This is a genomic window from Streptomyces sp. NPDC003042, assembly GCF_053591315.1.
Genome location: NZ_JBSFTP010000008.1, coordinates 114,365 through 134,216, shown reverse-complemented (window position 1 = coordinate 134,216; position 19,852 = coordinate 114,365). Strand labels below are relative to the sequence as shown.

Genomic DNA, 19,852 nt, shown 5'->3' with positions numbered 1-19,852 from the left:
CGCTTGCGGCCTGTCCGCCCATCATGAGCGAACACCCTGTCACCGAAGACGCGCACCGGCACTGCCAGTCCCTCCAGGACGCGCTGGACCGGCTGCGCCGCGACGGTCTCGGCCGCCTCGCGGACTGGGGCGGCCGGCTGGCCGCCGTCCTGCCCGCCGGCGGCCGTCTGCTCGCCGCCGGAAACGGCGGCAGCGCCGCTCAGGCGCAGCACCTGACGGCCGAACTCGTGGGCCGCTACCGCACGGAACGGCCCGCCTACTCGGCCCTCGCCCTCCACGCGGAGACCTCCAGCCTGACCGCCATCGGCAACGACTACGGCTACGAGCACGTGTTCGCCCGGCAGGTGTCCGCCCACGGCCGGCCCGGAGACGTGCTGCTGCTCCTGTCGACATCCGGCCGCAGCGCCAACCTGATCGCGGCGGCGGCGACGGCCCGCACCGCCGGGCTGCACGTCTGGGCGATGACCGGACCGGGCCCCAACCCGCTGGGCGAGATCGCCGACGAGACGCTGTTCATCGACGCGCCGCAGACCGCCACCGTCCAGGAGACACACCTGGTGGCCGTCCACCTGCTCTGCGAGAGCTTCGACGCGGCAGCCTGCGCCCCCGCCCCCGCCTCCGCCCACCCTGCCGCGGCCGGGCTGCTGTGAGCACCGCCGGACCGCTGGTCGTCGTAGGGGACGCCCTGCTGGACCAGGACATCGAAGGTGTCGCCACACGCCTGTCACCGGACGCCCCGGCCCCGGTCGTCGACGTCACCGCTGACCTGTCCCGCCCGGGCGGCGCCGGACTCGCCGCCGTGCTCGCGGCGCGCGGCGGCCGCGAGGTCGTCCTGATAGCCGCGCTGGGCGAGGACGAGGCCAGCGAATCCGTACGACGCGCCCTGCGCGGCCGGGTCACCCTGGTCGAGCTGCCGCTCACCGGCCCGCTGCCCGTCAAGACGCGCGTCCTCGCGGGCGGACGGCCACTGGTCCGGATCGACCGCGGCGGCGGCCGGCCGGGCACACCCGGCGCGGCGGTGCGCGAAGCGCTGGCCTCGGCCGGCGCCGTCCTGGTCGCCGACTACGGCCGCCACGCGGCGCACGCCGTACGGGCCCAGCTCGTGGAGGCCGCCCGCCGAGCCCCCCTGGTGTGGGACCCCCACCCCAAGGGCGACACCCCCGTGCCCGGAGCCCGGCTCGTGACACCCAACCTGGCCGAGGCCCGCGCCCTGTGCCCCGGTGAGGGCACCACCACCCTGCGCGCCGACGCCCGCCGGGGTGCCGAGCTCGCGGAGCGCTGGGCGGCCGCCTCGGTCGCCGTGACCCTCGGCGAGCGCGGCGTCCTGCTGACGCGGCCCGGCCAGGACACCCCGATGCTCGTGCCGCCGCCCTACCGGGCCGCGGGCGACCCGTGCGGGGCGGGCGACTGCTTCGCCGCCGCCACGGCCGCCGCCCTCGCGGACGGAGCACTGCCCGAGGAGGCCGTCGAACGGGCGGTCGCCGAAGCCTGCGCGTTCGTGGCGGCCGGAGGGGCGGGCAACCCGGCCCTGTGGCACACGGCGCCCGCCACCGCGGAGCGCGGCGCCCCGTCCGACGCCTTCGCCCTGGCCCGGAGCGTACGGGCCGGCGGCGGGACGGTCGTCGCGACCGGAGGCTGCTTCGACCTGATCCACGCCGGTCACGTGGGACTGCTGGAGAGCGCCCGGCGGATCGGCGACTGCCTGATCGTCTGCGTCAATTCCGACGCGTCGCTGGCCCGCCGCAAGGGCCCCGGACGTCCGCTCAACCCGCTGGCCGACCGGATGCGCGTACTCGGCGCGCTGGGCAGCGTCGACGCCGTCGTGGCCTTCGAGGAGGACACCCCGGCCGCGCTCCTGGACCTGCTCCGGCCGGACGTCTGGGTCAAGGGAGGCGACTACGCGGTCGACGACCTCCCCGAGGCCGCCGCGCTGCGGGAATGGGGCGGACAGGCCGTCGTCCTGCCCTACCTGGCCGGCCGGTCCACCACCGCGCTGGCCGACCGGGCGGCGCGGGCGTCCGGCGCGGAGCCGGAGCCGAGCCGTCAGGAGGGACGTTGACCACGCGGCCCAGGATCCTGGTACTGAGGGCCCTCGGGCTCGGGGACCTGCTGACGGCGGTGCCCTGCCTGCGCGCCCTGCGGCGGAACCTCCCGGACCACGAGATCGTGCTGGCCGCGCCCGGACGGCTCGCGGACGCCGCGGCCGCCACCGGGCTGGTCGACCGTTTGCTGCCCGCCGAGGCACCCGGACGCGAGGTCCCCGGCGGACTCGTGTGGCACGGCCCGCCGCCCGACACCGCCGTCGACCTCCACGGCAACGGGCCGCCCAGCCACCTGCTCCTGCAACGCCTCCACCCCCGAAGGCTGCTCGCCTACCGCCACCCGCAGACCCCCGGCATCGAGGGCCCGCGCTGGCGCGCCGACGAACACGAGCGGGACCGCTGGTGCCGGCTGCTGCGCTGGTACGGCATTCCCGCGGACCCCGCCGACCTGGGCATCGCGCCGCCCGGGGAACCCTCGCCGGCGCCCGGCGCGGTCGTCGTCCACCCCGGCGCCGACGCGGCGGCCCGCCGGTGGCCGCCCGAGAGGTTCTCCGCCGTCGCGGCGGCACTGCACCGCGCGGGACACCAGGTCGTCGTGACCGCCGGCGCGGCCGAGGGACGGCTGGCACACTCGGTCGCCGCCGAGGCCGGGCTGCCGCCCGGTGCGGTACTGGGCGGCGCGGCCGACGTCCCGTTCTCGCGGCTGAGCGCGCTCGTCGCCGGGGCGCGGTGCGTGGTCGTGGGGGACACCGGGCTCGCCCACCTCGCCTCCGCGCTGGGCACCCCGTCCGTGGTCCTGTTCGGCCCCGTCTCACCCAGCCTGTGGGGCCCGCCCGCCGTCGCACGCCACCGGGTGCTGTGGCATCCGGAGCCGGACGAGGACCCGCTGCGGCCCGGAGACGCGCACGGGTACCTCCCGGACCGGCGGCTGCTGCGGATCTCGGTCGAGGAGGTCGTCGCGGCGGTGGCCACCCTGCCGGGCACGTTCACCGGCCCGGCCGACGAGGGCGACCGGCCGCCCGCGTACGAGCCCGCCTGACCGGTGGGACAGCCCCTGGCCTCAGGCCGCCGTGCCCAGGCCCGGACGCAGGGGCGCGGGGTCCTTCGTCAGGAAGCGCATCCGGGGCGCGCTGCGGCGGCCGCGGAGCAGGAGGCCGGATCCGATGGCGCCCGCGGCGACGAGGCCGCCGATCACCAGGGCGCCCCTGACGCCGGCCAGTTCCATGAGCAGGCCGAGCCCGGGCGGCGCCGCGAGGCCCCACAGGGTGCGGACACTGCTCCAGACGCCCAGGACGCGACCGCGCAGGTGGGCGGGCGGATCGGTCTGGAGCACGGTCGTCCCGGCGGTCTCGGAGACGGACTCCGCGACCGCCATCGGAAGGACGAGCACCAGCAGTACCGCCAGCGAGGGCGAAAGCCCCGCCAGCACCTGGAGCAGCGATCCCGCGACCGCGAGCGCGGCCACCACGCGCACGCTCGGCTTGCGCAGCCGGGCGCCGAGCACCGCGCCGATGATGCCGCCGGCCGCGAGGACCGTGGAGACCGTGCCGAAGGCGGCGGCGTTGCCCGCGAGGGGCCCCGTCACCAGCACGACCAGGGTGAGCCCGTAGTTGCGCCCGAACATGGCGCTGATGCCGCTGACGGCTGCCAGTGCGACCAGCCGGGGGCGGCTCATGAAGAAGGAGAGGCCCTCGCGCACGCTCATGTCACGCTCCGCGGCCCCGGCCTCCTTCGGGCGCACCGGAGCGGAGGCTTCCACGGTGTCCACCGCCGCCCCCGCGCCCACGGCCCGCGCGGCGGGCCTGAGGAACGGGATGACGGCGGCGACGAAGAGGAAGGAGAGGCCGTTGCCCGCGTAGGCGGCGGCCGTGCCGAGGAAGCCGACCGTCACACCGCCGAGGGCGGCCCCCGTGAGGCGGCCCGCGTTGAAGATGAGCGAGCCCACACCGATGGCGGAGGGCACGTCCTCGGGACGGACCAGGTCGTTGCCCAGCAGGGAGCAGGCGGGTCCGTCGACCGTGGCGATGAGGCCGGTCACGGCGGCGAGCACCATCAGCACACCGAAGTTGAGCGAGCCGAGCGCGACGAGGACGGCGGTGAGGAAGGCGACGGTTCCCAGCAGGACCTGGCTCACGGCAGCGGTCACCTTGCGGTTCCACCGGTCCACCGCGGCCCCGCCGACCAGGCCCATCAGCAGGCCGGGCGCAGCCTGGACGGAGATGGACAGACCCGTCGCGGCAGCGGAACCGGTGATCTGGAGCACCAGCAGGTTCTGGACCGTGAGCTGCATCCAGGTCCCCGTGTTGGAGACGAAGTGGGCTACGGACCACCAGCGCATGCTGCGGTAGCGCAGAGACCGCCAGGGCGAACGGTCGGGGGCCGCGGCGGGGGCGGGGGAGGGCGGGGAAGAGGACAGGGGCGAAGAAGACACAGTGGGGTACCTGGGAGAGCGCATGGCTCGGCTGGTGGCGGGGGTGAACCGGTGACAGGAGGAGACGGGACGTTCGATGCCGCTCCGGCACGCGTCCGCCGCTCGGGCGGATGCTCGGCTCGGAGGGACCGCTTCGGACCCGGCGAACCATCGTGGCAGACGTGGCTTCGCCGCGGGTGTCCGAAGGGGCGCGGTGGGGGCCTCGTAGCGCGGAAAACCCTTGCGGGGACTGGGATTGGAGGCCTCGGGTGTGCTTGCTCACAAGAACCGCGGCCGCCCCCTCGCGGCATGGCGGAGGCCCTGGAGGGTAGACGGCACGCACCGGACGGGGGCGATGGAGGGGCGGAGAGGTGCGCAGCGTAGGCGTCGAAGAGGAACTCCTGCTCGTGGACCCGCGCAGTGGTGAGCCCCTGGCCGTGTCGGCCACGGTGCTGGAGGCCGCGGAGGACCGTGGCCGGGGCGCGGACCCGCGGAAGGAACTCCAGAGGGAACAGGTGGAGTTCGCCACCAGGCCGGTGCCGCGGATGGCCGAGCTCCAGGAGGAGATCATCGAGTGGCGCGGTGAAGCCGCCCGGCACGCCGCCGCGGCCGGCGCGGTCGTGGCCGCCCTCGCGACCTCGCCGCTGCCGGTCAGGCCCTCGCTCGACGCGGGGGACCGGTACGAATGGCCGGCCCGGCAGTTCGGACTCACCACCCAGGAGCAGCTCACCTGTGGCTGTCATGTGCACGTTTCGGTGGAATCCGACGACGAGGGCGTCGCCGTACTGGACCGCATCCGCCCCTGGCTGCCCGTACTGATCGCGATCAGCGCGAACTCCCCCTTCTGGCAGGGCCAGGACAGCGGTTACGGCAGCTACCGCAGCCGGGTGTGGAACCGCTGGCCCTCGGCCGGGCCGGTGGACGTCTTCGGATCCGCGGAGCGCTACCACGAGCAGGTCCGCGCCATGATCGGCACCGGGGTGCTGCGCGACCCGGGAACGGTCTACTTCGACGCCCGCCTCTCGGCCTCCCACCCCACCGTGGAGATCAGGGTGGCGGACGTCTGCCTCGAAGCGTGGACCCCCGTCCTGCTGGCCGCCCTCGTACGCGCCCTGGTCGAGACCGCCGCCCGCTCGTGGCGGGCGGGGGAGCCGCCGGACCCGGTCGCCACGAGCCTGATCCGGCTCGCGGCGTGGCGGGCCGGCCGGTCCGGGCTGGACGGCCCCCTCGTCCATCCCGGAACCATGGAGCCGGCGCCGGCCGAGACCGTCCTCCAGGCGCTCCACGGCCATGTACGACAGGCCCTGGAGGACCACGGCGACGAGGAGCGCGTCGCGCAGGGCATCGCCCGCCTGCACGAACGGGGCAACGGCGCCCGCGTCCAGCGCGCCCTGCTGAAGACCGAGAGGAACCTGGCGGCCGTCGTCACGCGGTGCGCGCACATCACCCACGCCACGGACGCCCGGCACGGCCTTGGGCACGCCCGGACGGGGTAGGCACCCAAGAAGCGGACGTACGCGGACCCGCGCGGACCCGCGTACAGGACGGAGGCCGTGATGAACGTCCGGGGTGTGGGGCCCGGCGACCGGCGGGAGACCGGCGACGAGCGGGCCGACCGGTTGTGGGGCGAACTGCTGCACGAGGTACGCGTCACCCTCACCGGCGTGCAGATCCTGCTGGCCTTCCTCCTTGCGGCCGCCTTCACTCCCGTGTTCGAACGGTTGAGCACCCCGGACCAGTACATGTACGTCGCCTGCGTGCTGCTGGGAGCGGCCGCGACGGGCGCGCTGACCGCGCCGGTGTGCGTGCACCGGCTGGTGACGGGCCTCGGGCTCAAACCCGAGACCGTCGTCTGGGCGGCGCGGTTCACCGCGGTGGGGCTGGTCCTGCTGCTGGGGATGGTGGCGCTGGCCCTGCTCATCGTGCTGCGGATGGTGCTCAGCGCTCCCGTGGCCCTGGCGCTGGACGGCGTCCTGGTGATCTGGTTCTCCGCCTGCTGGCTGCTCCCGGGGCTCCTCCTGCGCCGTAGGGCCGTCCAGCGCCTCGCCCGGGTTGCCGCGGCGGCGCAGCCGGAGCAGCCGTCCGCGCCTTCGCCATCGACCCGCCGGTACCCCACTGACCGGCGCGCGCCCGCTCGGGTGGGCGGGCCACGGATCCCCGTGCTGCGCACCGCCCGGGCGGTGGAGGACTTCCTGACCGCCGACGACGGGCCGGTCCTCCTGCTCCTGCGCGGAGCGGGCCCCGATCCCGCCCCGGCCGGCGCCGGGGCGCTCGTGGAGCTGGTCCCGCCCGGCCGGGTCGCCGAGGTCCGGGCGGACGGCGAGGCCGCGCGGCGCACCCGCGAGTTCCTCCACGGCCTGCCGGAGACCGACGGGTCCTGCCTGGTGCTGCTGCGGGGAACCCGCGTACTGGACGTCCTGCGCGCCGGGGACCTTCGTACGCGCGGAGAAGCCTGGGCCAGGGCGGCCCGCCTCGAACACGGGGGCACGGCGGCCTGACTGAGGGCAGGGGGACCGGGTAGGCGCCGGTGGACAGCGAACCGCCCACGAGCAGGGGAGGTGCCGGCCATGCCGGAGCGCCCCGACAACCCCGACCCGGATCCCCGTCGCACCCCGGGCCTCGAACCCGGAGGCGGCGTACCCCCGGGGGAGACCCCGCCCGCCGAGGCGAGCACCACTTCCGGGGCAGGCCCCCACCGGCCGCTGAAACGAGGCTGGGCCAAGGGCCCCCTCATCGTCATCTGCGCCGTGGCGCTGCTCTGCGCCCTGTTCTTCCTCGCCGTCGCGATCATGCTCGACATGTGAGCCCACTGCCCAGGAGGCCGCGCACCATGGAACACGCCGACCGCCCGGCGCCGGACCCCACCAGCGCCTACCCGCAGCCCGACTTCCCGCGCCAGGAGCAGGAGCATCCGGGATGGACCGGTCCGATGGACCCGCCTCCCGATCACGGCGAGGAGTCCTACGAAGGGCACGCCGTACTCCAGGACTTCAAGACCGTCATCACCGGGGGCGACTCCGGCATCGGCCGGGCCGTCGCCCTCGCGTTCGCACGTGAAGGTGCCGACGTCCTCTTCACACACCTCCCCGAGGAGGAGGAAGAGGCCGCGCAGACCACGCGGTGGGTGGAGCAGGCGGGCCGAAAGGCGGTGGCCGTCGCCTGTGACGTCCGGGAGGAGGAGCAGTGCCGGACGCTGGTCGAGCGGGCGGTCGGCGCATTCGGCCGCATCGACGTCCTGGTCAACAACGCCGCCTACCAGATGGCACAGCCGGACGGGATCTCCGCGATCACGACGGAACAGTTCGACCGGGTCGTGCGGACCAACCTGTACGGCATGTTCTGGCTGTCGAAGATGGCGCTGCCGCACATGCCGCCCGGCGGGAGCATCATCAACACCACCTCCGTACAGGCCTACAAGCCCAGCCCGCCCCTGCTGGACTACGCCATGACGAAGGGCGCGATCGTCACCTTCACCCAGGGGCTGGCGCAGATGGTGGCCCAGGACGGCATCCGGGTCAACGCGGTCGCGCCGGGACCCGTATGGACTCCACTGATCCCGGCCACCATGCCGGACACCGTCGAGTTCGGGAAGCAGTCGCCGCTCGGACGCCCCGCGCAGCCCGCCGAGATGGCCCCCGCCTACGTCTTCCTCGCCTCACCGCAGGCGAGTTACCTCACGGCGGAGATCCTGAACGCCACCGGCGGCACACCCCTTCCCTGACCTTCCCCTGACGTGGAGCTGGAGTTCTGGAGGGCAGGCCGGAGGTCAGGGACGGCGCCAGTCGTCCTCGCCCAGGTGCGAGCCCGCCATCGGACCCATCCGCAGCATGCCTCCGTCGACCGCCCACGAGGCCCCCGTCACGTACGAGGACCCGGGCCCGGCCAGGAACGCGACCACCGCGGCGACCTCCCGCGCGTCACCGGGCCGCCCCAAGGGCACGCCGGGCCGGTGCTCGGTGCGTACGTCCGTGTCCTCCTGGCCCGTCATCGGCGTGGCGATCTCGCCCGGTGCGACGGCGTTCACCGTGATCCCGTGCTCCGACAGCTCCAGGGCCATCACCTGGGTCAGCAGCCCCAGTCCGCCCTTGGCCGCGCAGTACGGGCCGGAGCCGACCCGCGGCTGGTGCTCGTGCACCGAGGTGATGTTGACGATCCGCCCTCCGCCGCCCTGCCGGATCATGCGCCGCGCCGCGCGCTGGCCGCACAGCAGCGGCCCCACGAGGTCGACGTCCAGCACCTCCCGTACGGTGTCGAGTTCGAGATCGAGGAACGCGGTGGCCGTGCCGACCCCGGCGTTGTTGACCAGGACGTCGATCCGGCCGAGTTCGTCGGACAGCGCGTCGATCACATCGGCGGCCTCCGGCAGGCGGGTGAGGTCGAGCCCGGCGACCACCGCACGGCGGCCCTGCGCCCGTACCTCCTCGGCCGTCCGCCGGGCTCCTTCCTCGTCGCGGTGCCAGGTGATGCCGACATCCATGCCGTCCGCCGCGAGCCGTACGGCGACGGCGCGCCCGATGCCGGAGTCCGAGCCGGTGACCACCGCGGTCCTGGGCATGAAGTCAAGGGGGCTGTTCATGGGAGGCTTCCTCTTCGCAGGGGTGTCGGGGCCGGCCGGCTCGCCGCCGCCGCGGCGGCCGTCGTCAGGCGGCGTCGCGCAGGGCGTCCGCCGCCCCCTTGGTCAGCTCGATCCGGACGAGGGCGGCCGCCAGCCTCGGCAGGTCGTCGCCGGAGACGAGGGCCGCCAGCCCCTCCGGCGACTTCGGAAGCCCGAGCTCCTCGGCGCCGTGCCGGGCCCGGTCGTCGAACGCCGGGCGCAGCTCGGGCCACAGCCCCTGCGCCTCCCGGCAGAAGATGCTCGCTCCGACCGGTCCGATCCGGGGGATCTCCTGGAGCAGCTCGCGGATCCGGTCCGGGTCCCTGTCCGCCGCGTCGCGCAGCTTGCGCAGGTCGCCTCCGTACCGGTCGATCAGCAGCTCCGCCCCGGCTCCGAGCGCGGTGGCCGTGCTCTCGTCGTAGCGGCGGTAGTGCGCCCGGCCCAGTGCGTCGACCCGGTCCTGCCAGGTGGCCTCGGCCATCGCCCGCGGAGTGCGCATCCCGGCCGCGAACAACTCGCGGGCCGCCGCCACCGCGATGTCCGCCTTGATGCGGATGGAGAACAGCACGCACAGCGTCAACAGCTGGTACAGCGGCGCGGGAGTGTCACGCAGCCGGATGCCCGCTTCCTCGGCATGGGTCCGGCCGTACTCCTCCAGCAGACGCCGCGTCACCGCCGGTTTGGACATGGCAGACCTCCTTCGACCGGCATGCCCGGTGCCTGCCCGGCCTGCGGGGGCGTATGCGTCCCCCGCGCCCCGGGTGGCCGTCCGTCGTCAGACCGAGTCGTCGCGGGCGAGTTCGAGCGCCAGATCCTGGAGGATCTGCTCGGTGGACGGTTCCGCGCCGGTCTCGTCGTAGGCGTCCGCGACGGCCTCGAACGCGAGGATGAACCCGGTCACGAGTGCGCTGAGCGGCTCGGAGAGCTGCTCCAGCATGGAGAAACCCACCTCCTCGGCGCCCGCGAGAGCCGGTACGACGAACTCGGAGGGAATCACCTCGCCGAGAAGCTCGGACACGAACCCCGTCTCCGCGCCTCCCCTCAGGGCGGTGAGCGCGGCGATGGCCTTGAGCTTGATCTCGTTCTCGGTCATCAGTCGAGCGTAGGCCCTGGCCAGGCGATACCCGTGGACGCCGGTTGTGCCGTCCCGGAGCGGGTAGCCGCCGGGTCGGACCGCCGCCGGACGCCGCAGGAAGGTCTCGCCATGGACGGGCGCGGGCTCTCGCCCCGGGAGAAGCGAACCCTGACCGCCATCGAACGCGAGCTGCGCGCCGACCCGCGATTCGTCCGCGCCATGGCCACCGGGACCGGGCTCTTACCCGACCACCGCCCCCCGGGGTCCGGTGGCAGGCACCTTCCCCTCCGCCGCGTGGTCTGCGCCCTGGCCCTGCTGTCCCTCGTCCTGCTCCCCCCGGCCGCCGCCACCTCCGTGCCCGCCCTCGTCTGGGCCTTCGCGCTGTCGTACGCGGCCACGCTGAGCGGCCTGGTGGTCCTCGTACGGCGGTGGTGCCGCCGGCAGGGCTGAGCCGTGGGGGTCAGCGCGGGGCGGGCAGGACGGCCTCCGCCGGCAGCCGGCGTCGTACGAGCAGGTCGGCGACATCGGTGGGGCGTTGGCGGTGGTGGGCGGCGTAGGTGTGCAGGTGGTGGGCGGCCTCGCGCGGGGTGATCGCGGCGGTGGCGGCGAGCATGCCGGCGGCGGTGTCGAGGAGGGCCTTGCCGGACAGGGCGGCCTGCGTGCGGGTGACGATGTCCGCCGGGCGCAGGGGATCGCCGCTCCAGGTGACGACGGCGGTGGTGGTGATGTGGGCGAGGGAACTCAGCAGAGTCGTTTCGAAGGGCGTGAGGGACATCGGTGCGTGGGCGAGGAGGTTGAGGGCGCCGATCGTCTGATGGCGCACGCGGAGCGGGAAGGCGTGGGCGCCCGCGTATCCGGCGGCCTGGGCCAGGGGGACGAACTCGGGCCAGGTGGGCTCGTGTTCGGCGAGGTCACCGGCGTGCACCGGGATGCCGGTCGTGAAGGCGTCCACGCACGGTCCTTGCGCGATCTGCGCCTGGAAGAGTTCCGTCAGGGTGGCGCGGTCCTCGGTGGCGGTGAGGGGGCGCAGCTGCCCGCGGGCGTTGGCGAGCATGACCCCGGCGGCGTCGAGCGTGGTGAGCCGGACGCAGTGGTCGACCAGGCGGCGCAGCAGTGTGAGCGGGTCGACATCGTCGGAGACGGTGTCGGTGAGGCTGACGAACGCCTCGGTGAGCTGCTGTTCGCGGTTCATTGCCGGTTCACCATTTCTCTGCTCCGGCCCGGCGGCGGGGGCGGCGGGCCTAGTCATGAAACCTGATCTTCCCGGTGATGACGTCTCGGGCGGCTTCGGTGACGCTCTGGTCGTGGGCGAAGGCGTGGGCCCGCAGGCGGGCCAGGGCGTACGGGGGGTCGACTCCGAGGTGGACCATGATCATGCCGGTGGCCTGGTGGACCTCCTCGTGGTCGGTCTCGGCCGCGTCGAGCCAGGAGGCGTCCGCCCCGCCCGGTCCCGGCCGGGTGTGGAGGGCGAGCAGCGCGGTGGTGATGGCGTCGGCGGCCGGGAACACGAAGGACCGGTCCCGCTCGGAGAGGGGTCCGGGGGTGTCGCGGTAGAGGTCGAGGGTGCCGACGGCGAGGGCGCTGCTGCCCAGGGGCAGGGAGAACACCGCCTGGACGCCGAGCGCCACGGCCTGCTGGGCGAAGACGGGCCAGCGCCGCGCGTCCCGCCCGGCGGTCAGGTCGGCGGCCAGTACGGGCGCCACCGCGCGCATCGCGCTCTGGCAGGGTCCGTCGCCCAGCGTGTACTGGGCCTCGGCGAGCCGGCCGGCGACCGTGTCACTGGACCACCACAGCGTCCGCGCGTCCCCGTCTCCGTAGAGGGAGATCGACGCACCCGTGACGTCCAGCAGATCCACACACGCCCGGCACAGGACGGCCGGAACATCCGACGCGGCGATTCCCTCCAGGGAGCCGGCGAAGGCGCCGACCATGCGCTTGGTGTCCTCGGCGCCGAAACCGCCCAGAGGAGGCCGCTCGTCGTCCTCGGGGTCCACGGCCATCACCTCCACCCGCCAGGCCCGTTCCATTATCCTCGCGCCCACCCGCGGCGGCGAGCACCTCCCCCGCTCCGGGCAGGGCGTACGGGCACCCGCGCCGGGCTCATGAGGCGGAGCAGGGATGGCCGTCCCGGCGCCGTGCCAGGTAGATCCCCTCGGCCCGCTGTCCGAGGGCCCGGGCCGCGAGAGCGCGCCGCAGGCCGTCACCGCCGGTGTCGTCGTCGGTGAGGCCGTCTGCCCTTGCGGACCTGGCCGGGCCCGGTACGAAGCGCAGCTTCGCGGCGGCCTTGCCGACGGTCACCAGGTACACGGACCGGTCCTTCGCCCACGCGTGCACGAGGGCCAGGGCGTCCGGGGAACTGGCCGTCGGGGCGTGGCCGAGGTCCAGGACGAGGGCCTCGGTCGCCGCCGGCAGGGCCCGCAGTCCCTCGGCGAGGAGCCCGAGGCACTGGGCGGGGTTCATCTTTCGCGCGCTGCGGCACAGAGTGAGGACGACGAGAGAGCCGAGAACCTGGGCCTGCACGCTGTAGGGCTTCATCGGGCTTCCCCGGGTAGGGGGCGGCAGCCCTGGGCAGCCGGCACACGACTGCCCGGAGCACGGCAGGTGCCGTGCGTAGTTCGGCGTTCGAAGCGGAAGCCTCAAAGCGACGGAACCGGGCTGGTCCATCCCTTTCACGATCCCACACGGAAGGGGTTGCGGAGCGCTCGCGAGCGGAGCGAACATCGAGATGTCGCCGCTACCCGTCCGATCAGGGTGCGCGCTCTGCGACGTGTCCTCTTCCTGGCGAGGTGAGAGACGCCATGGAACCCGTGGAATCCGACTTCCGCATCATGATGAGGCGCTACGGACCGACCGTGCACCTGACGCTGACCGGAGAGCTCGACCTCGAAGCGCGGCCCGCGTTCGCGCGGGTGCGGGGAGCCCTGACCGAAGGCGTCGCCGTCGTGGCCTGCGACATGCACCACGTCCCCTTCATGGACGTGACCGGCCTGAACTGCCTGCTCTCCCTCGGGGAGCACGCCCAATCGCGCGGCATGACCCTGCTCGTCTACAACTGGCAGCAACAGCCCCTGCACCTGCTGGACCTGTTCGACAGCCTGGAACGGCGCTTGCCCGTCAGCTCCGGCAACGGCCGGGGACTGGCCTCCAGGGCCCTGCGCGATACCGTTCGGGACCGCGCCGATACGCGCCGTGACCTGGGCATCGACGGGGCCGTGGAGGACCGTTCCCCCGTCGGCGCGACCGAATCCGCCCTCCACCCCGGACCGCCACCGGGGGCCGCACGGCCCCGCTGACCGGCAGTCCCGCGCCGGGTGTCCTCAGCTGCCGGGGACGCTCTCCCGCCTGCCCGCCGCGAGGCCGCGTTCCGCGTCGGCCCGCTCCTGGATCGGGCGCCGGAAGCCCACCAGAGCGCCGTGCTTGCCGGAGTACGCCCCGGGTCCCGCCGGAAGGCCGGCGATCGACCCCATCAGCCGTTGCGGCTGAGGCTGCCACCCCACGACCAGAACCCTGAGCCCGAGGCACTCCGCACGCCGGTGGAGGTCGAGGAAGAGCAGCAGGCCGGTCGAGTCCATGAACGTCACCGCGTGCACGTCGATCAGGGCGACGGCGGCCTCCGGCGGAACCTCCCGCAGGACCCGGCTCAGAGCGGGCTCAGCGGCGGCGTCCAGATCACCTTCGACACTGATGAGAACGGTGTTGCCGGCGAACTGGACCGCCGTTTCCAAACAGGCCTTCATGGTCGTGCCCTTCCTGCTGCCGGCCGGCCTCCACGGGCGCACCGCCGCGGCCCCGGGTCGTGTGAGCGGTCCATCCTGGCGCCGCCCCGCGGCCCGCGACACGAGGCGCGCCAGACCAAACCGCTCGCGGCCACGACAGGCGTTAGCATCGCCCCGATCAGGGCAGGCGCCGGGGGTACCGGCACTGTCCGCCCGCACGCACGAAGGAGGGTGACCGTGCCCGACCCCGACGCGGACCCCGACGCGGTGGAGGCCAACATCCGCAGGGCGGAGGTCTCCCTCGCCTCGAACGTCTACCCGCAGCCGACCGCCGCCGAGGCACGTTCCGCCCTGGAAACAGCCCGGCGCGCCCATGCCGCCGGTGACGACGAGACGGCGCGGGCCGCATCCGACACCGCCCTCCGCATCCTCGCCGAAGCCCTGCGCTGAGCCGGCCGGCCGCTCGGTCCGCCACGGTAGGATCCGGGCTCGACGGGCCGTCCGGCCCGGCCCGGCGCCGCGAGCCCGGAGATCCTGGCAAGCCCGGAGAGGGGCGGAGCGGTGAATCATTTCGGCTTTCTGGGGCCGTTGCTGCTGCTCGCCCTGGCGGCCTCGGCGGTGGGTACGGCGCGGGGCGTCAGCGGGATCCTCAGGCGCCGGTTCGCGTCCCGTCTCGCGCGGACGGCGCTCCTCCTGGTCTTCGCCTGCTCCACCACGGCGGCCATGGCGGGCGCCCTGGCCCTGTGGTGGCCGTTCCTGTCCCTGCTTGCCGTGCCCTGGTTCCTGCTGCTCCTGGGAGCGGGGACGGTCATGGTGTGCCTCCGGGAGCCCACGGGACAGCACGCCTGACGCACGCGTCACGCCCCGTCAAGCCCGCGCCCTGCGCGGGACCGCCGCGAAGTCCGTTTCGCCCTCCAGCCGGGACCCGTTCCGAAGTTAAGAATGCTTGACACGGTGTCGAGCTTCCTTGACACTCCAGGTGTCCAGTTCTTTTGACATGGAGTGGGGGGTGGGCATGGCAGTCGAAGAGAAACGCGCCTGGATCATGCTGGTGGTCGCGGTCGCGTCGTACGCGGTGTACCTGTGGGTCGTACTGGAGCGGCCCGCGGGCGTGACACTGGATCAAGCGCCTTACGCGGCGGCCCTGTTGTGGTCGGTCGGCCTGGCGATCGCCGTGTCCGTCGCGGCGCACGTCACGGTCGCCGCCTTCTCGTCGAAGGAGGCGAACACCAAGGACCAGCGCGACCGGGAGATCCACCGCTTCGGTGAGTACGTGGGGCAGTCGTTCGTCGTCATCGGCGGCGTGGCCGGGCTCGTACTGGCGATGGCCGAGGCCGCGCCGTTCTGGATCGCCAACGCCATCTACCTGGCGTTCGTCCTGTCGTCGGTCCTCGGCTCGACGGTCAAACTCGTCTCCTACCGGCTCGGATTCCACCCGTGGTGAAGGCGACCAGGGTCACCAACACCATCCGGGCCCAGCGCTTCGCGCACGGTGAGATGACCCAGGCCGAACTGGCCCGCCGCATCGGCGTCAGCCGGCAGACGGTCATCGCCATCGAACAGGGCCGCTACTCGCCCTCCCTGGAGATGGCCTTCCAGATCGCCGGCGTGTTCGGCGTCCCGCTCGACAGCGTGTTCCAGTACTCCGGCGCCACCGCCACTGCCGCCGGCGACTCCGGCGGCACCGAAGGAGACACCCCATGAGAGCCATCGTCCACGACGTCTACGGCCCGCCGGACGTCATGCGTCTCGAAGAGATCGACCAGCCCGTGCCCGGCCGGGGCCAGGTGCTGCTACGGGTGCACGCGGCCGGAGTCGACCAGGGTGTCTGGCACCTGCTGGAGGGCCGGCCCCTCGCGATCCGCGCGGCGGGATTCGGCCTGCGCGCCCCCAAGAACCGCGTCCGGGGCCTGGATGTCGCCGGGCGCGTGGAGGCCGTGGGTCCGGACGTGACCCGCTTCCGGCCCGGCGACGAGGTGTACGGCACCTGCGCCGGATCGTTCGCGGAATACGCCTGCGCCAAAGAGGACCAGCTGGTCCACCGGCCCGGCAACCTCACCCCCGAACAGGCGGCGGCGGTCCCCATCTCCGCGAGCACCGCCCTCCAGGCCCTGTGCGACGGCGGACGGCTGAGCGCGGGCCAGAGCGTCCTGGTCATCGGAGCGGGCGGAGGTGTCGGCACGTACGCCGTACAACTCGCCAAAGCCCTCGGCGCCGCCCACGTCACCGGCGTGTGCAGCCCCGCCAAGGCCGGCCTGGTGCGCTCGCTCGGCGCCGACGAGATCATCGACTACACCCGTGAGGACCCGGTCGACGGCGCCCACCGCTACGACCTGATCCTCGACATCGGCGGCAACCACACCCTCCGCCGGCTCCGGCAGGCCCTCACCCCGCGCGGCACCCTCGTCATCGTCGGCGGCGAGCGCGAAGGCCGGTGGGTCGGCGGCAACGACCGGCAGCTCCGGGCCCTGCTCCTGTCGCCGTTCGTCCGCCAGCGGCTGCGCGGACTCGCCTCCGTGCCACGCCTCGGTGACCTGCGCGTCCTCACGGAGCTCCTCGAGTCCGGCTCGCTCGTCCCGGCCATCGACCGCACCTACCCGCTGGCCGAAGTGCCGGACGCCATCCGCCGCCTGAGGGCCGGTCAGGCGCACGGAAAGATCGTCATCCGCGTCTGACGGGCGGTGTGGTTTCGGGACAACTTGCACGGATTTCCGGTCACGCTGGGATATCGGATCGTGGCGGAGGGTAGTGCCGCGGTGCCGTCGGGACCGTCGTCCCGCGGCTCCCCGACCCCATGAGGAGTCACGTGCCCAGCCAGACGCAGCAAGTGGAAACGGTCTACGGAACGGTCGTCGGCGAGGTCGAGGACGGCATCACCCGGTTCCGCGGGATCCCCTACGCCGCCGCGCCGGTCGGCGCCAACCGGTTCGCCGCCCCGGTCCCGCCCCAGCGCTGGGAGGGCGAACGGGAGGCCTTCTCGTTCGGTCCGACGCCGCCCAAGCCCACGATCGACGGGCAGTTGGGCGCGCTGATGCCGGACCCCTCGTATCCGGGTGAGGAGTGGCTCAACCTCAATGTCTGGACCCCCGACGCCTCACGGGAGGCCGGGCTGCCCGTCATGGTGTGGATCCACGGTGGTGCCTTCACCACCGGATCCTCGGCCGTGACCGCGTACGACGGAGCGGCCTTCGCCCGCGACGGCGTCGTCTGCGTCACCATCAACTACCGCCTGGGCGTGGACGGTTTCGGGTACATCCCCGACGCGCCGCTCCCCGCCAACCGGGGGCTGCACGACCAGATCTTCGCCCTGCGGTGGGTCCAGGAGAACATCCAGGGCTTCGGCGGCGACCGTGACAACGTCACCGTCTTCGGCGAGTCCGCGGGCGCCATGAGCGTGCTCACCCTGCTCTCGCTCGAACTCGGGCTCTTCCACAAGGCCATCGCCCAGAGCGGCAGCGGCCACATCACCCAGACGCCCGAGGACGCCACGCTGGTCCTGAACGCCATCGCCGCCCAGGCGGGCGTCGCACCGACCGCGCAGGCGCTCGCCGGCCTGCCGATCGCGGAGCTCATCGCCGCCCAGAAGGCGGTCGGCTCCGACATCACCACCACGGCGGATCCGGTGAAGTACGGCGAGACGACCATCGCCTCGTGCGGCATGTCGCTGATGCCCGTCCTCGACGGAGACCTCCTCACCGAGCGCCCGATCGACGCGCTCGCCGCCGGCAAGGGACGGGAGGTGCCCCTGCTCGCGGGCACGAACAGCGAGGAGTTCCGGCTCTTCATCGTGCCCACCCCGATGGTCTACTGGCTGGTCGCCAAGCAGTTCAGGGACCGGGCCCTGGCCTACGGCGCGCCCTCCGACTTCTACGACCACTACAAGGCGAACAGCACCGAGGCCTACCCGCGCAACGCCCCCTCCGGCATCGCCGCCGCCGTCCTGACCGACCGGATGTTCCGGATCCCGACGTACCGGGTCGCCGAGGCACGGGCCGCGTCGGGCGCCGCCACCTACGTCTACGAGTTCGGCTGGCGCTCCCCGGTGCAGCCCAACACCATCCAGGTGAGGGTGGGCGCCTGTCACAGTCTGGAGATCCCCTTCGTCTGGGACGCCCTCCACGTCCCCGAGACCCGCCCGATCACGGGCCCGAATCCGCCCCAGGACCTCGCCGAGGCGATGCACCGGCAGTGGGTCCGCTTCGCCGTGACCGGCCTGCCGGGCTGGCCCGCGTACGACACGGGAACCCGGCCGGTCATGGCCTTCCGGCGCGACAACGGCGAGGCCGACGTGATCGTCCCCGACCCGCGGGAAGCCGAACGCAAGCTGTGGGAGGGAGAACTCAGCGCGGGCTGACCCGCCCGCCCCCTCCCCTACCGCTGATCCAGCAGGCGGGCCGCCATCGCGCGCATCTCGATCTTGCGGATCTTCCCGGTGACGGTCATGGGGAACTCCTCCACGACATGGACGTAGCGCGGGATCTTGAAGTGGGCGAGCCGGCCCTGGCAGTACGCGCGGACCGCGTCCGCGGTCAGCGGCTCGGCTCCCTCGCGCATCCGCACCCACGCCATCAGCTCCTCCCCGTACTTGGGGTCGGGTACGCCGATGACCTGGACGTCCAGGACGTGCGGGTGGGTGTGGAGGAACTCCTCGATCTCGCGCGGGTAGAGGTTCTCACCACCGCGGATCACCATGTCCTTGATCCTGCCGGTGATGCTGACGTAGCCGTCCTCGTCCATGACCGCCAGGTCGCCGGTGTGCATCCAGCCCGCCGGGTCCACGGCCTCGGCGGTCTTCTCCGGCTCCGCCCAGTAGCCGAGCATGACGGAGTAGCCGCGGGTGCACAGCTCACCCGGGGCGCCGCGCGGGACGGTCCGTCCGCTGTCCGGGTCGACCACCTTCACCTCCAGATGCGGGCCGACCCGGCCCACGGTGGAGACCCGGCGGTCGACCGAGTCGTCCGCGCGGGTCTGCGTCGACACCGGGGAGGTCTCCGTCATGCCGTAGCAGATGGACACCTCGGCCATCCCCATCCGCTCGATGACCTCGTTCATCACCTCGACCGGGCAGGGGGAGCCCGCCATGATCCCGGTCCGGAGGCTGGAGAGGTCGTAGGCGTCGAAACCGGGGACGGCGAGTTCGGCGATGAACATGGTGGGCACCCCGTAGAGGGAGGTGCACGACTCCGCCTCGACCGCCGCCAGGGTGGCCGCCGGGTCGAAGGCGGGCGCGGGGATCACCATCGCCGCGCCGTGGCTGGTGCAGGCGAGATTCCCCATGACCATGCCGAAGCAGTGATAGAAGGGCACGGGGACGCACACCCGGTCCTGCTCGGTGTAGCGGCACAACTCGCCCACGAAGAAGCCGTTGTTGAGGATGTTGTGGTGCGAGAGCGTCGCCCCCTTGGGGAAGCCGGTGGTCCCCGAGGTGTACTGGATGTTGATCGGGTCGGCCGGGTCCAGGGCGGCCTGCGCCCGGGCCAGTTCGGCCGGGTCGGCCCGGCGTCCGCGCTCGAACAGGGACGTCCACAGCGGCCCGTCCAGCAGGGCCACGAACTCCAGGCCCGCGCAGCGCGGCCGGACCTCCTCGATCATCGCCGCGTAGTCGGAGCCCCGAGAGGTTTCCGCCGCGACCAGCATCCGGATCCCGGACTGGCCCAGCACGTACTCCAACTCGTGGGAGCGGTACGCCGGGTTGACGGTGACGAGAATCGCCCCGATCTTCGCGGTGGCGTACTGCACCAGCGTCCACTCGGCGCGGTTGGGGGCCCAGATGCCGACGCGGTCACCCCGGGCGATGCCCAGGTCCAGCAGCCCGAGGGCCAGGGTGTCCACGTCCGCCACCAGCTGCGCGTACGTCCACCTGCGTCCGGCGGCCACGTCGACGAGGGCGTCCCGCCCGGGGAATCTCGCCGCGGTACGGTCGAGATTGTCCCCGATCGTCTCGCCCAGCAGAGGGACCTCGGAGATCCCGGACGAATGACTCGACGCGACGGACACGCGTACCTCCTGGACGGC

General features: G+C 73.4%; 24 protein-coding genes. 15 read left to right on the top strand and 9 right to left on the bottom strand.

Annotated elements, in window-relative coordinates; all coding sequences use genetic code 11:
- The first annotated feature begins 23 nt into the window (after positions 1 to 23).
- Genes ACWDYJ_RS07225 through ACWDYJ_RS07215 form a run of 3 tightly spaced genes read left to right on the top strand, consistent with a single transcriptional unit; the run spans position 24 to position 3,081 of the window.
- Entirely contained in the window at positions 24 to 650 is a 627-nt protein-coding gene (locus tag ACWDYJ_RS07225) for a D-sedoheptulose-7-phosphate isomerase (protein ID WP_451564479.1), read from the top strand.
- The gene (locus ACWDYJ_RS07220) at positions 647 to 2,059 is read left to right on the top strand and encodes a PfkB family carbohydrate kinase (RefSeq protein ID WP_451564478.1); all 1,413 of its coding nucleotides are present in this window, start codon (positions 647 to 649) and stop codon (positions 2,057 to 2,059) included. The genes ACWDYJ_RS07225 and ACWDYJ_RS07220 overlap by 4 nt, the downstream gene beginning before the upstream one ends.
- Complete coding sequence (locus ACWDYJ_RS07215) at positions 2,056 to 3,081, top strand: glycosyltransferase family 9 protein (RefSeq protein WP_451564477.1); 1,026 nt, start codon at positions 2,056 to 2,058, stop codon at positions 3,079 to 3,081. The genes ACWDYJ_RS07220 and ACWDYJ_RS07215 overlap by 4 nt, the downstream gene beginning before the upstream one ends.
- Before the next feature lie 21 nt (positions 3,082 to 3,102).
- On the opposite strand, the gene ACWDYJ_RS07210 is transcribed toward ACWDYJ_RS07215, so the two are convergent.
- Positions 3,103 to 4,380, bottom strand: coding sequence for an MFS transporter (locus tag ACWDYJ_RS07210; RefSeq protein ID WP_451564514.1), 1,278 nt, complete (start codon positions 4,378 to 4,380; stop codon positions 3,103 to 3,105).
- A gap of 443 nt (positions 4,381 to 4,823) precedes the next feature.
- On the opposite strand from ACWDYJ_RS07210, the gene ACWDYJ_RS07205 reads away from it, so the two are divergent.
- The 4 genes from ACWDYJ_RS07205 (at position 4,824) to ACWDYJ_RS07190 (ending at position 8,173) form a co-directional block, all read left to right on the top strand.
- On the top strand, positions 4,824 to 5,948 hold the full coding sequence (locus ACWDYJ_RS07205) for a glutamate--cysteine ligase (RefSeq protein WP_451564476.1): 1,125 nt from the start codon (positions 4,824 to 4,826) through the stop codon (positions 5,946 to 5,948).
- 60 nt (positions 5,949 to 6,008) lie between these two features.
- The gene (locus ACWDYJ_RS07200) at positions 6,009 to 6,950 is read left to right on the top strand and encodes a DUF6328 family protein (RefSeq protein WP_451564475.1); all 942 of its coding nucleotides are present in this window, start codon (positions 6,009 to 6,011) and stop codon (positions 6,948 to 6,950) included.
- Between the two features lie 69 nt (positions 6,951 to 7,019).
- Entirely contained in the window at positions 7,020 to 7,256 is a 237-nt protein-coding gene (locus ACWDYJ_RS07195) for a DUF6480 family protein (protein WP_451564474.1), read from the top strand.
- A gap of 26 nt (positions 7,257 to 7,282) precedes the next feature.
- Positions 7,283 to 8,173, top strand: a complete 891-nt coding sequence (locus ACWDYJ_RS07190; RefSeq protein WP_451564473.1) for an SDR family oxidoreductase — start codon at positions 7,283 to 7,285, stop codon at positions 8,171 to 8,173.
- Between the two features lie 45 nt (positions 8,174 to 8,218).
- Here the strand turns inward: ACWDYJ_RS07190 and ACWDYJ_RS07185 are convergent, their stop codons facing one another.
- The 3 genes from ACWDYJ_RS07185 to ACWDYJ_RS07175 form a co-directional block, all read right to left on the bottom strand.
- Positions 8,219 to 9,028 carry an SDR family oxidoreductase gene (locus ACWDYJ_RS07185; protein WP_451564472.1) on the bottom strand — a complete coding sequence of 270 codons (810 nt, stop codon included), beginning with the start codon at positions 9,026 to 9,028 and terminating at the stop codon, positions 8,219 to 8,221.
- Positions 9,029 to 9,092: 64 nt separating this feature from the next.
- Complete coding sequence (locus tag ACWDYJ_RS07180; protein ID WP_451564471.1) at positions 9,093 to 9,734, bottom strand: endonuclease; 642 nt, start codon at positions 9,732 to 9,734, stop codon at positions 9,093 to 9,095.
- Between the two features lie 87 nt (positions 9,735 to 9,821).
- On the bottom strand, positions 9,822 to 10,139 hold the full coding sequence (locus tag ACWDYJ_RS07175; protein WP_451564470.1) for a hypothetical protein: 318 nt from the start codon (positions 10,137 to 10,139) through the stop codon (positions 9,822 to 9,824).
- 33 nt (positions 10,140 to 10,172) lie between these two features.
- On the opposite strand from ACWDYJ_RS07175, the gene ACWDYJ_RS07170 reads away from it, so the two are divergent.
- Entirely contained in the window at positions 10,173 to 10,571 is a 399-nt protein-coding gene (locus ACWDYJ_RS07170) for a DUF3040 domain-containing protein (protein WP_451564469.1), read from the top strand.
- A gap of 10 nt (positions 10,572 to 10,581) precedes the next feature.
- Here the strand turns inward: ACWDYJ_RS07170 and ACWDYJ_RS07165 are convergent, their stop codons facing one another.
- The 3 genes from ACWDYJ_RS07165 to ACWDYJ_RS07155 are packed head-to-tail and all read right to left on the bottom strand — an operon-like array spanning position 10,582 to position 12,656.
- On the bottom strand, positions 10,582 to 11,313 hold the full coding sequence (locus tag ACWDYJ_RS07165) for a GAF domain-containing protein (protein WP_451564468.1): 732 nt from the start codon (positions 11,311 to 11,313) through the stop codon (positions 10,582 to 10,584).
- 49 nt (positions 11,314 to 11,362) lie between these two features.
- Positions 11,363 to 12,163 carry a GAF and ANTAR domain-containing protein gene (locus tag ACWDYJ_RS07160; protein WP_451564467.1) on the bottom strand — a complete coding sequence of 267 codons (801 nt, stop codon included), beginning with the start codon at positions 12,161 to 12,163 and terminating at the stop codon, positions 11,363 to 11,365.
- A gap of 58 nt (positions 12,164 to 12,221) precedes the next feature.
- Positions 12,222 to 12,656 (bottom strand): hypothetical protein, encoded by a 435-nt coding sequence (locus ACWDYJ_RS07155; protein WP_451564466.1) that lies wholly within the window; start codon positions 12,654 to 12,656, stop codon positions 12,222 to 12,224.
- Positions 12,657 to 12,919: 263 nt separating this feature from the next.
- On the opposite strand from ACWDYJ_RS07155, the gene ACWDYJ_RS07150 reads away from it, so the two are divergent.
- A complete protein-coding gene (locus ACWDYJ_RS07150; RefSeq protein ID WP_451564465.1) occupies positions 12,920 to 13,414 on the top strand; it encodes an STAS domain-containing protein in 495 nt (164 codons plus the stop codon).
- Positions 13,415 to 13,438: 24 nt separating this feature from the next.
- Here ACWDYJ_RS07150 and ACWDYJ_RS07145 read toward each other — a convergent pair whose 3' ends face one another.
- Positions 13,439 to 13,858 (bottom strand): STAS domain-containing protein, encoded by a 420-nt coding sequence (locus tag ACWDYJ_RS07145; RefSeq protein ID WP_451564464.1) that lies wholly within the window; start codon positions 13,856 to 13,858, stop codon positions 13,439 to 13,441.
- Between the two features lie 216 nt (positions 13,859 to 14,074).
- On the opposite strand from ACWDYJ_RS07145, the gene ACWDYJ_RS07140 reads away from it, so the two are divergent.
- The 6 genes from ACWDYJ_RS07140 to ACWDYJ_RS07115 all read left to right on the top strand — a co-directional run bounded on the left by ACWDYJ_RS07140 (position 14,075) and on the right by ACWDYJ_RS07115 (position 18,191).
- A complete protein-coding gene (locus tag ACWDYJ_RS07140; protein ID WP_451564463.1) occupies positions 14,075 to 14,287 on the top strand; it encodes a hypothetical protein in 213 nt (70 codons plus the stop codon).
- A 111-nt stretch (positions 14,288 to 14,398) separates the two neighbouring features.
- Positions 14,399 to 14,686 carry a hypothetical protein gene (locus ACWDYJ_RS07135; RefSeq protein ID WP_451564462.1) on the top strand — a complete coding sequence of 96 codons (288 nt, stop codon included), beginning with the start codon at positions 14,399 to 14,401 and terminating at the stop codon, positions 14,684 to 14,686.
- A gap of 166 nt (positions 14,687 to 14,852) precedes the next feature.
- Positions 14,853 to 15,281 (top strand): hypothetical protein, encoded by a 429-nt coding sequence (locus ACWDYJ_RS07130; protein WP_451564461.1) that lies wholly within the window; start codon positions 14,853 to 14,855, stop codon positions 15,279 to 15,281.
- Positions 15,275 to 15,541 carry a helix-turn-helix transcriptional regulator gene (locus tag ACWDYJ_RS07125; protein ID WP_451564460.1) on the top strand — a complete coding sequence of 89 codons (267 nt, stop codon included), beginning with the start codon at positions 15,275 to 15,277 and terminating at the stop codon, positions 15,539 to 15,541. The genes ACWDYJ_RS07130 and ACWDYJ_RS07125 overlap by 7 nt, the downstream gene beginning before the upstream one ends.
- The gene (locus tag ACWDYJ_RS07120; RefSeq protein WP_451564459.1) at positions 15,538 to 16,512 is read left to right on the top strand and encodes an NAD(P)-dependent alcohol dehydrogenase; all 975 of its coding nucleotides are present in this window, start codon (positions 15,538 to 15,540) and stop codon (positions 16,510 to 16,512) included. The genes ACWDYJ_RS07125 and ACWDYJ_RS07120 overlap by 4 nt, the downstream gene beginning before the upstream one ends.
- 131 nt (positions 16,513 to 16,643) lie before the next feature.
- Positions 16,644 to 18,191 carry a carboxylesterase/lipase family protein gene (locus ACWDYJ_RS07115; protein ID WP_451564458.1) on the top strand — a complete coding sequence of 516 codons (1,548 nt, stop codon included), beginning with the start codon at positions 16,644 to 16,646 and terminating at the stop codon, positions 18,189 to 18,191.
- Positions 18,192 to 18,208: 17 nt separating this feature from the next.
- Here ACWDYJ_RS07115 and ACWDYJ_RS07110 read toward each other — a convergent pair whose 3' ends face one another.
- Positions 18,209 to 19,834, bottom strand: coding sequence for an AMP-binding protein (locus tag ACWDYJ_RS07110; protein WP_451564457.1), 1,626 nt, complete (start codon positions 19,832 to 19,834; stop codon positions 18,209 to 18,211).
- Positions 19,835 to 19,852 lie beyond the last annotated feature (18 nt).